Consider the following 13,499-nt stretch of genomic DNA (forward strand, 5'->3'; position numbering starts at 1 on the left):
ACCAGCCTAGCCAATGGACGGCTTTTACTCCGCCCGCACCGCCATCACGTCGGCGCTCCATGGCCTAATTTGTCACCGCCCTGCACACTCGGCGTTTCGCTTTGACCCCTCGATGCGTGGTTTGGGATCTGGACGAGGTTCAGGCGTGGCTCGCAGCCCGTCGCTCAAAACCGATTCTCCGTGCGCCCGGCCCCGACGTGAAGCAACGCCGAGCCCGTCCGGTCAAAGAGCAGGATCGAGCTCCAAGATCGGAATCGACGGCGCGATGAGCGTTGGCACGTACTTCTTGCCATTGACCCAGGCGTCCAGGATGTCCGACCACTCCTGCATCATATGCCGACGCTGCACCTCATATTCGGCTTTGTTATAGACGCCACGCGACGAGCGCCCGTCCTCATGCGCTAGGCACTTTTCGATCCAGTCGCTGTTGAAGCCGAGTTCGTTCAGCAGAGTCGAACCTGTCCGCCGCATGTCGTGAACCGTAAACGGCTCCAGGGGCAATCCTTCCGCCTTCGCGCGCTCAACGACTGCGTAGGTAACCCGATTGAAGGTTGCGCGCGACATCGGAGCATCGGCGTCGTACCGCGACGGCAGAAGGTATCTTGAATTTCCTGCACAGGTCTTCAGGGCGATCATGATGTCGAGCACCTGACGCGACAGGTAGACGTTGTGCGCCTTCGAGCGCTTCATCCGCTCCTTCGGGATCGTCCAGACCGCATTCTCGAAGTCGACTTCGTCCCACACTGCGTCCTGCAGTTCGCTCTTGCGCACCATCGTGAGCAGGTAGAGCCGCATTCCCAGACGGATCGTGGGAAGCGTGGCGATGTGCTCGAGCTGCTTCAGCATCACCCGAATTTCGGAAGGCGAGAGCGCGCGGTCCTTCGGCACGAAGGTGGCGATCGATGCCGGCCCAACTTCGTTGGCCGGGTTGGCGACCTTCTCACCGTGCAGGATCGCAAATCCGTAAATCTGCTTCAGGATATCTCGCACATGGATCGCGGTCGCTGGGGCACCGCGTTCAACGATTTTGCCACAGTGGGTTCTGAGATCGTCGGGCGTGATTTCCGTGAGGAGGCGATTGCGCCAGACCGGCAGAAGCTCTCGCTCGAAGATGGAACGCCGCATGGCGCGCGTGCTGTCGGCCATCGGCGCGGCGGTGAGCCACTTCTCCCCGAACTCGCCAAAACTCTTCGCTTCTTTCAGGCGCCGCTTATCGCGCTGCTTCTCTATCGCCGGCGACCGTCCTTCGCCAATGGCGCGCCTCGCGTCGATGCACTTCTCTCGGGCCCGGGCGAGCGAGATTCCGTCGCGTCCGTACCTGCCCAGATAGACGGTCTCCCGACGGCCGTTGAGCCTGTAGTCTAGGCGAAACGAGATCGCGCCACTGGGCATGACGCGCACATACATGCCGTCACGGTCCGCAATCTTGTAGATTTTCTCTTTTGGCTTCAATGCCTTGATGGCGACGTCCGTCAGCATCCTTACTGCCTCCTGAAAAGTACCGTCAGCACAATTTCGAGGGTTCGTGGCAGATAATTTCTATTATCTTCAGCGACTTAAAGAAAATTAAGTACCGTCACGAGCCTCATTGACCGTGACGGTACTTTGAAAAACTCGCCCAAGCAATATACTGGAGGTCCGTCAGGCAGGCCGCCAGAGCCAAACTCTGCGTACCGATAGCTGCCGACTGTCTTAGAAAGAATTAATTTTTGTTTTCAACGGCTTGTGTCGTATCCTAGCGTAGTTCTGGATACGTCCGGATGGGCGAAAATCATTCCCACTCGATTGTTCCGGGGGGTTTGGAGGTCACGTCATAGACGACACGATTGATTCCCCTGACTTCATTGATGATTCGTGTCGCAACCCCGGCGAGGAACTGGTGATCGAAGGCAAAGGCCTCCGCGGTCATGCCATCGACCGAGGTTACAGCACGCAGGCCGCAGACATAGTCATAGGTGCGGGCGTCGCCCATCACGCCGACGGTCTGCACCGGGAGAAGAACTGCGAATGCCTGCCAGATGTCGTCATAGAGGCCGGCTTTGCGGATTTCGTCGAGATAGATCGTATCCGCCTGACGGAGGATCTTGAGCTTTTCGCGGGTAATCTCGCCTGGAATGCGGATCGCCAAGCCGGGGCCGGGGAAGGGGTGCCGGCGGATGAAATGCTCGGGTAGGCCAAGCTCGCGGCCAAGCGCACGGACTTCGTCCTTGAACAACTCCCGCAGCGGCTCCACCAATTGCATGTTCATGCGCTCTGGAAGGCCGCCTACATTGTGGTGTGATTTGATGGTAACCGATGGACCGCCGGAATAGGAGACACTCTCGATGACATCAGGGTAAAGCGTGCCCTGGGCAAGAAAGGCGGCTCCACCTAGGGTCTTGGCCTCGGCCTCAAAAACCTCGATGAATAGTCGGCCGATAGTTTTCCGCTTCTGTTCAGGATCGCTGACGCCTGCGAGCCCACTTAGAAACATGTCGGAGGCCTCCACATGCACCAAGGGAACATTGTAGGCCCCTCGAAACAAGCTGACGACCTCCTCGGCCTCGCCCTCCCGCATCAGCCCGTGGTCGACGAAGATGCAGGTGAGTTGGTCACCGATGGCCTCATGGATCAAAACGGCAGCAACAGAACTGTCGACCCCACCGGATAATCCGCAGATGACGCGCTCTTTGCCCACCTTCGCACGGATTCGCTCGATCGCAGCCTCTTTGAACGCTGCCATGCTCCAATCACCAGGGCAACCTGCGATTCGATGAACGAAATTCGAGATCAGCTTTGCACCGTCGGGCGTATGGGCGACCTCCAGGTGGAACTGCGTCCCATAAATCTTGCGCGTTTCGTCGGCGATCACGGAAATGGGCGAACCGGGCGCTCTGGCGATCGTCTCAAAGCCTTCTGGCGGTACTGTTACGCGGTCACCATGGCTCATCCAGACGGGATAACGACCGCCGACCTCCCAAACGCCCTCGAAGAGGGGCGAGGACTTCAACACTTCCACGTCGGAGCGACCAAATTCACGATGATGTCCGCCTTCGACTTGGCCTCCCAACATCTGAGCCATCGCCTGCTCGCCATAGCAGATGCCGAGAATAGGGACCCCCTTGCTGAAAATCGCCGCTGGCGGCAGAGCGGCATTTTCCTCGAACACGGAGCCCGGGCCGCCGGAAAGGATAATTGCCTTCAAATTCGGTTTGTTGAGCGCGTCCTCTGCCTTCTCATAGGGCACGATCTCGGAATACACGCCGGCCTCTCGCACCCGGCGCGCGATCAGCTGAGTCACCTGAGAGCCAAAGTCGACAATGAGAATGCGGTCGGTCATGGGGTGGGGGCCTTTTGGTCTGGCGACTGAAGGCGACACCGCATAACCGAGATCGACGCCAGTTGCAATTGTCCCATGGACCCACCCTCCGGCCTGGGGGCGAGAGGAGGATGCGTTCAATCGACTGAGGAAGGGAGTAAACCATTCAAATCAGCAAAATCAACGCAGATGGAAGGGCGCCACCGAACGTTGCCCGATTATAGTCAAGGCCCGGCAATAGCGTTGAGACTGTTCTCAAGCTGAGAAAGCAGCGCGAAGAGAGACCATTATGGCCCTGCAACTTCTCAGTGATCAAGGCTATCCGACTGATCCTTATGATCGGCGTGCACAAATTTATCCAAGATTGACCGATGACATGGCAGAACGGGCCACAAGCTACGGAACGATCGAACAGGTCGCGAGGGGGACCCACCTTTACATTCGTGGTCAGCGCCACGCGGACTTCTTCATCGTATTGGGCGGTTCTATTGAGATCTTGGAAGCGGAGGAGGACGGAACCCTCAGGTTGCTGACGACGCATACGCTACATGAGTTTACCGGCGAGTTGGACTTGCTCAGTGAACGGGCAAACCTCGTGACAGCCACGACCGGCGAAGACAGCGCGCTGATCCGCATGGAGCGCACTGCGTTTCACAGATTTCTTTCCGCAGAGCCCGATATCGGCGAGATCATCATGCGGGCCTTTATCCTTCGTCGCATGGGCTTCGTAGCGCATAACCAGGCCGGAGTGGTTCTGGTCGGCTCCAGCAGAGAAGGCGACACGCTTCGGCTGCAGCGATTTCTCGTGCGGAACAATTATCCGCATCGGCTTGTGGATCCCGAGCTGGATGAGGATACGCGCCACATGCTTTCGGTCTTAGATGTCGCGGTGGCCGAACTTCCTGTGGTTCTAGCGCCTGGCTCCCCAGTTTTAAGGAACCCGACCACGTCAGCCTTGGCTGACGCTCTGGGCCTGACGGAGATCGTTGAACCCTCGGAAGTTTTTGATGTCGTCGTCGCGGGCGCGGGACCTGCGGGCTTGGCAGCGGCAGTCTATGCGGCGTCCGAAGGCCTCAAGACGCTCGTCATAGAAGAACTGGCCCCCGGGGGGCAGGCGGGAACGAGCTCACGGATTGAGAACTACTTGGGATTTCCCACGGGGATATCCGGTCAGGCCCTGGCTGGGCGCGCCCAGGTTCAGGCGCAGAAATTCGGTGCGAGACTGATGATATCGCGCCAAGTGACGTCGATAAAATGTGATCAACGCCCCTATCAGATTGGCTTGGATGACGGACAGGAAGTCAACGCACTCGCAGTCGTTGTCGCGACAGGCGCCCGGTATCGGAAACTCGATCTTGACAATTATGCGAGGTTCGAAGGCCAAGGGATCCACTACGCGGCAACTGCCATGGAGGCGTTGCTGTGTCAGCAGCAGGAAGTCATCGTTGTCGGAGGGGGGAACTCTGCAGGGCAAGCGGCTGTGTTTTTGTCTCGCACGGTGAAGCATGTCCACATCTTGGTTCGTGGCGCCGGTCTTTCCGAGACCATGTCTGACTACTTGATCCAAAGAATTGATTCATCTTCCAAGATAACGTTGCACCCGAGAACTGAGATCAGCGCTCTGGGAGGCGAAAAATATCTGGACAGAGTGACCTGGACCAATGTGGACACGGGAAGAAGCGAGGTCCACGCAATTAGCAACATCTTTGTCATGATCGGCGCCGTCCCCAATACGGAATGGCTGCGCGGTTGCCTCAAGATGGATGATAAAGGCTTTGTTCAGACTGGGAGCGATACCGGCTCTTCGGCTTCTCCGCTGTTTGCGACCACGACCCCGGGAGTGTTTGCAGTTGGCGATGTGCGCTCTGGGTCCGTGAAGCGGGTCGCCTCTGGAGTAGGCGAAGGATCGGTCGTTGTTCAGGCGATCCATCGTTTCCTGTCCGAGCCGACCTAGGCAATTCACCTTTGTTTTCGGACGATGAGATGGCATGAACACAGGTGTCTGGAGGACGTCAGGGGATGAGCTTGGGCGAGGAGCGGAAAGGCGGGCTGGATGCTCAAGGGGCATGAGGTGACGAGGTGAGCCGTCCTTTGGACGGCATTCTGGTGGTCTCGTTGGAACAAGCTATTGCTGCACCTTATTGCAGCCGGCAGCTGGCTGACTTGGGCGCCCGAGTCATTAAAGTTGAGCGACCTGATGGCGGCGATTTTGCACGCGCCTATGATACACGCGTCCACGGCCTATCGAGCCATTTTGTCTGGACCAATCGCTCCAAGGAGAGCTTGGCCATAGACGTAAAGCAACCTCGAGCAATCGCTGCTCTAAGGACATTGATCGACCGCGCCGATATATTCATTCAGAATCTCGCTCCGGGAGCCGCGAACCGTTTGGGTTTGGGTAGCGGGGACCTTCGTGCCGAGAACTCGCGCCTGATCACCTGCTCAATCTCTGGGTATGGGCCAGATGGTCCATGGGAAAATCGCAAAGCCTATGATCTGCTTGTCCAAGCAGAAGGGGGATTCCTGTCCGTTACCGGGACCCCTGAACAGATGGCCAAAGCGGGCATCTCCATTGCCGACATAGCCGCGGGTACCATGGCGCTTCAGGGAATTCTCGGTGCACTGTTGCACCGCGAGCGGACGGGTAGGGGAGACCATATCGAGGTTTCCATGCTTGAGGCGATGGCAGAGTGGATGGGCTTCCCTCTCAATTACTCCCTTGATGGAGCACCACCCCCTCCGCGGGCGGGTGCCGGCCATGCCACCATATTTCCCTATGGACCCTACCAAACCTCCGATGGCGCCGTGCTCTTTGGTCTGCAGAACGACAGGGAATGGGCGTCCTTCGCGCATATTGTGCTGGAACGACACGACTGGGCCGAAGACGAGCGATTTCGGGGCAATTCGGGGCGCGTGTCCCATCGCGATGAGATCGATACGGTGATCCGCAGCGTGTTTGAGGGGCTGAGCACCAGCACTGCCATCGCCAGGCTCGACCAAGCCGGCATAGGAACGGCAAGGGTCAACGACATGGCGGCCCTTTGGGCTCACCCTCAATTGAAAGCCCGGGACCGCTGGGGCTGTGTTGAGACGCCCGGCGGGTCTATTCAAGCGTTGAAGCCGATTTCCGGCGATAGCTGGACGCCGCGCCTGGACGCCGTGCCGGCTCTCGGCCAGCACAGTGAAAAAATTCTTCAGGAAATCGGGGTCTCGCCAGCTGATATCCAGGCCCTGACGGCTGGCCCTTCCTAACATCTGAGAAGCTCAGGAATGCAAAATTCAGTCGAAGGCTACGGCGATATGCGCGAGGCGCTGCGTGAGCTGTGTGGTCGATTCCCAGCGGAATATCATCGGCGTCATGATGAGAAAGCTACCTATCCAAAGGAATTCATCGACGCCCTAACGTCGGCAGGCTGGCTGGCCGCAATGATACCCGAGGAATTTGGCGGCTCGGGATTGGGGCTCACCGAAGCGACGATCGTCATGGAGGAGATCAATCGTTCAGGCGCCAATGCCGGTCACTGTCACGGGCAGATGTATAATATGAGCACGCTGCTCCGGCACGGTTCCGATGAGCAAAAGAAGCGCTACTTACCCGAAATCGCCACCGGTGCGTTACGTCTGCAGTCCATGGGAGTTACTGAGCCCAGCACGGGAACGGATACCACGAAGCTGAAGACGACAGCAGTGCGCACGGGCGATCGCTATGTCGTCAATGGCCAGAAGGTCTGGATATCCAGGATACAGCATTCTGATTTGATGATCCTTCTGGCGCGAACGACGCCCCTGGATCAAGTGAAGCGTAAATCGGATGGCCTGTCGATTTTTCTGGTGAATCTTCACGATGCCATCGGCCATGGCCTAACGGTTAAGCCAATCCGAAACATGGTCAATCACGAGACCAACGAACTCTTTTTCGATAATCTTGAGATTCCGGCAGAGAATTTGATCGGTGAGGAGGGAAGGGGATTTCGTTACATCCTCGATGGCCTCAATGCCGAGCGCACGCTGATCGCTGCGGAGTGCATCGGTGACGGATACTGGTTCATAGAAAAGGTCACGAACTACTCCAAGGAGCGGATTGTCTTTGATCGCCCTATTGGTCAGAACCAAGGGGTGCAGTTTCCCATCGCTCGGGCCTATGTGAACGTCGAGGCGGCAAATCTGATGCGGTACGAAGCGTGCCGGCGTTTCGATGCGCATCAGGACTGTGGTGCGCAGGCGAACATGGCCAAGTTGTTGGCTGCCGATGCCTCATGGGAGGCCGCCAACGCTTGTATCCAGTTTCATGGGGGCTTCGGCTTCGCGGCGGAATATGACGTGGAACGCAAGTTCCGTGAGACCCGCCTCTATCAGGTGGCTCCGATATCGACCAATCTCATCTTGTCCTACGTTGCTGAGCATATCCTAGGACTACCCAGGTCGTTCTAAGGATGTCGCCTGGACCTAGAAGTTCGATGCCTCAGTTGAAGCCGTCGTTCGGAATGGCCAGAACTCTCCCGCAATGCTTGCAATGAACCGCATCTCTGTCGTGGATCTGAAGGGCGCAATCGGGGCACTCAAATCTGACTTTGTTCGGGCGAAACAAGGCTTGCAGTAATCTGAGAAACAAGGCGACCCCGACGACCATGATGATGACGGCGAGAAGACGCCCCGCAGGGCCTATCAAGGTGATATCGCCAAAGCCGGTTGTGGTGAGGGTTGTAATTGTGAAATATAAAGCATCAATATAGGTCGATACCTGAGTATTTATGTTGTGTTGCGTTACGTATACGAATGAAGTGACGATAAAAATAAATACCCATAAATTAATTGTTCTTTGAATAACGTCTTCGTAGCGTCTGAACCATACGGAATCACTTCTTAGATCCCGCAGCAAATGGTATGACCGAAGCAGACGAAGGGCGCGAATAATCCGCAGGAAGCCGAGATTGTCAATAAAGGCAGGGAGGAAGAGGGACACGATAACAGCAACATCCGTTACTGTCGCGACGCTGAACAGGTGGCGGCGCCAATTCGTCTCTGCGTAGAGCCGAGCCGCAAATTCAATGGCAAGCAGGGTTCCGACGATGAAATCAAGAGGAATGAGCCACCACTGATTTTGCGTGGATGCGGCGATCAGGAACACGATGATGGTCACGATATCGAAGACGACCAGCCCATAGCGGAAGCGCCGAGCAGAAGTGCTGTGCCCGAAATAGAGGTCCCTTAACTTTGCACGCAAGCCTGTATCGGTGGGCAAATCTCGTCCCTTCGTCGTCTCTCGGGCCAGCGCGTCGCGGGGAAACTCGGGCAGAGACGTGGTTCACTGAGAGTCCTAGCAGCCACATCCTTGATGGCGGTCTCCAAAAGAGGCAAGACCTCATTGGAAATCCACCACCCGCGCTCTCATAGATTTTCCAAAAGGAGTTTCTAGCTTGGCGTCCGGGAAAGACGAGGTCATCATGTCTGAGATCTCTGGCGGCTGCGCGTGCAGAGCCGTGCACTACATGGCCAAGGGCAATCCGCTCTTTATGGTTAATTGTCACTGCCGCGATTGCCAAAAATCAACCGGCGCGGCCTATGCACCACTCCTTGCCTTTTCATTGCCTTTGGTTTGGTGGAGCGGACATCTGCACTTCTACGAGACGGTGGGCGGAAGCGGGAGGGTCGTTCGTAGGGGCTTCTGCCCGAACTGCGGCAATCCTGTAGCAATTGAACCAGCAGTCGGGAAATCCATCCTGGCGATCTATGCTGCGACCCTAGATGATCCGTCGCTCCATCAGCCGACCCAGGATATTTTTACCGACAGTGCCCAACCCTGGGACCATATGGACCCGGCGACGCTGAAGGCGCCAGGCCGCATGGTGCGGGAGCCTAAAATGGTTCAGCCGGAAAGCACGAATTGCGCCGAACCTTAACATTGACTCGTCGGTGGGGCTTGTTATTCTGACTAAACGGTCAGAAAAATAGTCTCATCAGATGGTGTTGGTATGCTGCGCAGGATCGACTTCATCAATCCCTTTGGCACCCGGGCCTATGACGAGATCATCCATCGGACTCTGTCCCACTATGCAGGAGATGGCACCGAGCTGACGATCACACACCTTGAGGGCTGCCCTCCCGACATCGATTATTTTTATTCCAAGCACCTCATGGAGTCGGTTCTTTTCGAGCGGATAATGAAGTCCGAGGAGGAGGGGTTTGACGCCGTGATCGTGGGGTGTTGCTATGATCCTGGCGTTCGCACCGCACGTGAACTTGTGGACATCCCTGTCGTTGGGCCCATGGAGGCTTCACTCCAAATGGCTGCATATCACGGCCATACCTACACCATCGTGACCGACCACCATAAGGCCGCACCCTACATCGAGGATGTAGTGCGCTTATCAGGACTGGGCGGCAATTGTCGCGGATTGCGGACCATCGAATGGTTCGTTCGGGACATGATCACCAATCCCGATGCTGTAGCACTCGATACGATCACCCGCTGTCGCGAGGTGACCGCGGAGACCCATGCCGATGCCATACTGATGGGCTGCACGATAGTCGCCGCCTGTTACCAGCAATACATCATGAAGGGCGGCCAACCACCCGAGATGGCGATCGTCAATCCTAATCTCATGGCGTTGAAGGTTGCGGAAACCTTGGCCGACCTAAAGCAAAAGGGCGGTTATCATATCTCCCGCTCGGGGTATTACGAAAAGCCACAGGGCCATTATGCGGAAGAATTCACGAAGGCGAGGTCCAAATTCATCAAAGCGATGGACCTCTGACTAGGCTGCGCCTGCGCCTCGTCAGTAAGTCATACGGTCTGGACGCATGCAAACGTGAAAATTCGTTTCTGAGCCGGAAAGATCGTCAAAAGTAAAAAGAGCAAAGTCCTCCAAAGCTCAGCTGGAGGATATTGCCTGTGCTCACGACTCCAGACCGCAACGATGCAAGGTTTCTCCCTAGCCCATCTTCGGATACGGCCGCCATCCCCGCTGTGGCACCGGTCGTTGCACGCGGTTTCAGCCGCCGCCTCCTGCTGGCGACCACGGCAGGCGTCATTCTTCTCGCCGCAGTCATCTGGGGTATATGGACTTATTTGACCATATGGCAGTTCGAGGTCTCGACCAACGACGCTTATGTACAGGCCGACGTCGTCAGCATCGCTCCGCAGGTCACTGGCTATATCAGCCGCGTAGCGGTGGAAGACAATCAGCATGTGAAAGCTGGCCAACTTCTGGCGATGATCGATCAGGGGCCTTACCTGGCAGCCGTTGACCAGGCCAAGGCCGGTATAGCCAGTGCTCAGGCCGACATTGCCGCCGCAAACGCCCAGCTCAAGCAGCAGTCAACCGCGATCGACCAAGCCCGTGCCGCCATTGGGGTGGACCAAGCCACTGAGGTCTATGCTCAGCAGAACAATGTTCGCTTCGGCACCTTGGCGAAACAGGGCTTTGGAACCCTACAGGATGCCCAAAGAGCCAGGTCACAGACGGAGAGTGCCCAGGCATCAGTTGCGCGAGACAAGGCTGAGCTGGACAACGCTCAGCAGCAGGTCGCGGTGCTTCGCGCGCAACTTCAAAAGTCGCAAGCAAATCTACTTCTCAACACTGCTCAGCTAAAAGCGGCGGAACTAAACCTCAATTATACCACCATCACCTCTCCTGTAGATGGTGTGGTCGGCGATAGGACGTTGAGGCTCGGGGAGTATGTTCAGGCCGGCACTCAGCTCATGGCCATTGTCCCTTTGCAGGATGCCTATATCGTAGCCAATTTCGAGGAGACACAGCTCACAAATATTCGAACCGGGCAACTGGTCGAAGTGGTGGCAGATGCATTCCCCGATGTGATCGTTCACGGCGTCGTCAACAGCATTGCGCCAGCGAGTGGCCAGGAGTTTGCTCTTCTGCCACCGGACAATGCGACCGGAAACTTCACCAAGATCGTCCAGCGGGTCCCCGTTAAGATAACCTTGGATCCGAAAAACTCCCTCAGGGGACTGCTGAGTCCGGGGATGTCGGTCACCCCCACCATAACGATCGTTCCAACTAGCACCAGAACGCTGGAAGTCGGCCAATGAGCGTGGCAGGGGTAGGCGACAGGCAACAGGCGGAAGCCGCCAATCTTCGCACCTGGGTTGCGGTGATGGGCTGCATATTGGGAGCTCTTGTCGCTGTTCTGGACATCCAGATAACCAATTCATCCCTGCCCGACATCGAGGGCGGCATCGGAACGGGGCGGGACAATGGCACCTGGATTTCTACCTCATATTTGATTGGCGAGATCATCATGATCCCGATGACGGATTATCTTGCTCGCGTCTTCTCCTTTCGGCGCGTCCTGCTCACAAACTCAGTGTTGTTCCTGATTTTCTCGGTAGGCTGCGCCTTTGCGAGCGATCTGACCGAGATGATCATCATGCGTGGCCTGCAGGGATTCAGCAGTGGTGTGATGATTCCCATGGCATTCACATTCATTCTGACGAATCTGCCCCAACGGCAGCAACCCGTCGGAATTGCCATGTTTGCCCTGACGGCTACATTCGGTCCGGCGATCGGTCCTACCATTGGAGGCTATCTCACCGATAATTTCGGCTGGCAGTATATTTTCTTCGTGAACCTCGTGCCTGGCTTGCTCATGTTGGCACTGTTGTTTCCCACTCTGGAGTCAGATCCCCTGAAGCTGTCGCTGCTGCGAGAGGGCGACTGGTTGGGGATTGCCACGATAGCTATAGGACTAGCCAGCCTTCAGACGGTACTCGACGAAGGGAACAAGGACGGATGGTTTGACTCGCCGTTGATCCTCCATCTAACCATCATCTCAGCCGTGTTCCTGGTCGCCTTCATTCTCATCGAATTGAACGTGAAGAGCCCTTTGATAAGGCTCAGACTGCTTACGCGGCGAAACTTTGGTCTGGGAACCGTGGCAAACGTCATGGTGGGTTTTGCGCTATTCGGGTCGGTCTATGTGCTTCCGACTTATCTTGGCGAGGTCCAAGGCTACGACGCTGAGCAGGTGGGTCTGGTTCTGGCTTGGGTGGGGCTGCCTCAACTTCTGATCATCCCCTTCGTGCCACTCCTCGTGAAGCGCCTGGACCCGAGAATTCTCGTCTGCATCGGCTTGGGTGTCTTCTCGGCAAGCTGCTTTATGAACACACACCTTAGCCTGGACGTTTCCGGCCCTCAGCTGATCACCTCCAATTTGGTCAGAGCCCTCGGGCAGGCAATTGTGCTCTCGCCCTTGACTGGCATAGCGATGTCGGGGATCGGCAAAGACGGTTCTGCGGCGGCCTCCGGAATCTTCAACATGATGCGAAGCCTCGGGGGAGCAGTGGGGACGGCAATACTGGCGACGATCATCACGCGTCGTGAGCAGTTTCACTCCAACATCATTGGTCAGTCTGTCACTGCTTCTGCACCTGCGGTGAAGGAGGAGCTTCACTCCATGCAGCAATACTTCATGTCGCGAGGTGTTACAGATCCGGCTCTCGCATTTCACCAGGCGGAAGTGATGCTTGGCAATCTCGTGCATCAGCAATCGCTGATTATCGCGTTCTCGGAAACGTTTGCCGTGTTGGGGATGGTTTTGTTGATTGCCGCACTGGCCGTCATGTTTACGCGCCGTGCGGCTTGATTATTTTTCGTAACTCCGGGACGGCGACGAAAGACCGCTCATGCTTCTGAACGTGATAGAATAGTGCAGGCGCTCCACGCCCGGAATACTATGCTCCCACGAGCTGCGTGCGGAGTTTCTCAAGAGATAGACCGATCGGGGCTCAAGCATCACTGATCGCCTTATCCAGCCGCTTCCTTCCCGCTGCCTAAAGCGAAACTGACAGGAAGATGCGAGCGACACCCCGATGATGTCTTTGAAATAACCTTTGTCGCGCTGCCAGCTTATTCCTGCACCGGGCCGATATTCGGTGATGAGGACATGCTTGAGCGCGAATGGTGACAGCCCTGCAAAATGCGCGGCCTTCTCGCGTAGGGGGAGGAGGAAACTGGGCAGGTCTCCCGCCTGGAGAGGTTCCCCCGGGCTCTTCACCCTGAAGGTGACGATGCGGCGGTGACCCCGGAAGCCACGAAGCTCAAAATCATGGAAACTCAAGGTTTGAAGATTGTTGAGAAGATCAGTTTCCGCTGACGGTGTAATGAGGTTTGGGGAGTAACGAAATCCTTCGGGCAGGTCTGGCAGGTCATCGAAGAGGCCCATCTGGTTTGCGTTCATCTGC

General features: G+C 56.6%; 11 protein-coding genes. 7 read left to right on the forward strand and 4 right to left on the reverse strand.

What is annotated here, in order from left to right:
• Positions 1-222 precede the first annotated feature (222 nt).
• Both FKM97_RS11820 and guaA read right to left on the reverse strand, forming a co-directional pair.
• Entirely contained in the window at positions 223-1,479 is a 1,257-nt protein-coding gene (locus FKM97_RS11820; RefSeq protein WP_144292629.1) for a tyrosine-type recombinase/integrase, read from the reverse strand.
• Positions 1,480-1,771: 292 nt separating this feature from the next.
• Positions 1,772-3,319, reverse strand: coding sequence for a glutamine-hydrolyzing GMP synthase (gene guaA, locus FKM97_RS11825; RefSeq protein WP_144292630.1), 1,548 nt, complete (start codon positions 3,317-3,319; stop codon positions 1,772-1,774).
• Between the two features lie 355 nt (positions 3,320-3,674).
• On the opposite strand from guaA, the gene FKM97_RS11830 reads away from it, so the two are divergent.
• From FKM97_RS11830 to FKM97_RS11840, 3 genes are all read left to right on the forward strand, one after another.
• Entirely contained in the window at positions 3,675-5,252 is a 1,578-nt protein-coding gene (locus tag FKM97_RS11830; RefSeq protein WP_246105052.1) for an FAD-dependent oxidoreductase, read from the forward strand.
• Positions 5,253-5,377: 125 nt separating this feature from the next.
• Complete coding sequence (locus FKM97_RS11835; RefSeq protein WP_144292632.1) at positions 5,378-6,550, forward strand: CaiB/BaiF CoA transferase family protein; 1,173 nt, start codon at positions 5,378-5,380, stop codon at positions 6,548-6,550.
• Positions 6,551-6,568: 18 nt separating this feature from the next.
• Complete coding sequence (locus tag FKM97_RS11840) at positions 6,569-7,729, forward strand: acyl-CoA dehydrogenase family protein (RefSeq protein WP_144292633.1); 1,161 nt, start codon at positions 6,569-6,571, stop codon at positions 7,727-7,729.
• A gap of 31 nt (positions 7,730-7,760) precedes the next feature.
• On the opposite strand, the gene FKM97_RS11845 is transcribed toward FKM97_RS11840, so the two are convergent.
• Entirely contained in the window at positions 7,761-8,540 is a 780-nt protein-coding gene (locus FKM97_RS11845) for a potassium channel family protein (RefSeq protein WP_144292634.1), read from the reverse strand.
• A 202-nt stretch (positions 8,541-8,742) separates the two neighbouring features.
• Between FKM97_RS11845 and FKM97_RS11850 the strand changes: the two genes are divergently transcribed.
• From FKM97_RS11850 to FKM97_RS11865, 4 genes are all read left to right on the forward strand, one after another.
• Complete coding sequence (locus FKM97_RS11850; protein WP_144292635.1) at positions 8,743-9,198, forward strand: GFA family protein; 456 nt, start codon at positions 8,743-8,745, stop codon at positions 9,196-9,198.
• A 72-nt stretch (positions 9,199-9,270) separates the two neighbouring features.
• Positions 9,271-10,053 carry an aspartate/glutamate racemase family protein gene (locus tag FKM97_RS11855; RefSeq protein ID WP_144292636.1) on the forward strand — a complete coding sequence of 261 codons (783 nt, stop codon included), beginning with the start codon at positions 9,271-9,273 and terminating at the stop codon, positions 10,051-10,053.
• A 212-nt stretch (positions 10,054-10,265) separates the two neighbouring features.
• Positions 10,266-11,348 carry an HlyD family secretion protein gene (locus FKM97_RS11860; RefSeq protein WP_170240880.1) on the forward strand — a complete coding sequence of 361 codons (1,083 nt, stop codon included), beginning with the start codon at positions 10,266-10,268 and terminating at the stop codon, positions 11,346-11,348.
• Positions 11,345-12,901 carry a DHA2 family efflux MFS transporter permease subunit gene (locus tag FKM97_RS11865; RefSeq protein WP_144292638.1) on the forward strand — a complete coding sequence of 519 codons (1,557 nt, stop codon included), beginning with the start codon at positions 11,345-11,347 and terminating at the stop codon, positions 12,899-12,901. The genes FKM97_RS11860 and FKM97_RS11865 overlap by 4 nt, the downstream gene beginning before the upstream one ends.
• Here the strand turns inward: FKM97_RS11865 and FKM97_RS11870 are convergent, their stop codons facing one another.
• Positions 12,902-13,495, reverse strand: a complete 594-nt coding sequence (locus FKM97_RS11870) for an alpha-ketoglutarate-dependent dioxygenase AlkB (RefSeq protein WP_246105053.1) — start codon at positions 13,493-13,495, stop codon at positions 12,902-12,904. It lies immediately after the preceding gene.
• Between the last annotated feature and the right edge of the window lie 4 nt (positions 13,496-13,499).

Origin of the sequence: Rhodoligotrophos appendicifer, from assembly GCF_007474605.1 — a bacterium.
GTDB lineage: Bacteria > Pseudomonadota > Alphaproteobacteria > Rhizobiales > Im1 > Rhodoligotrophos > Rhodoligotrophos appendicifer.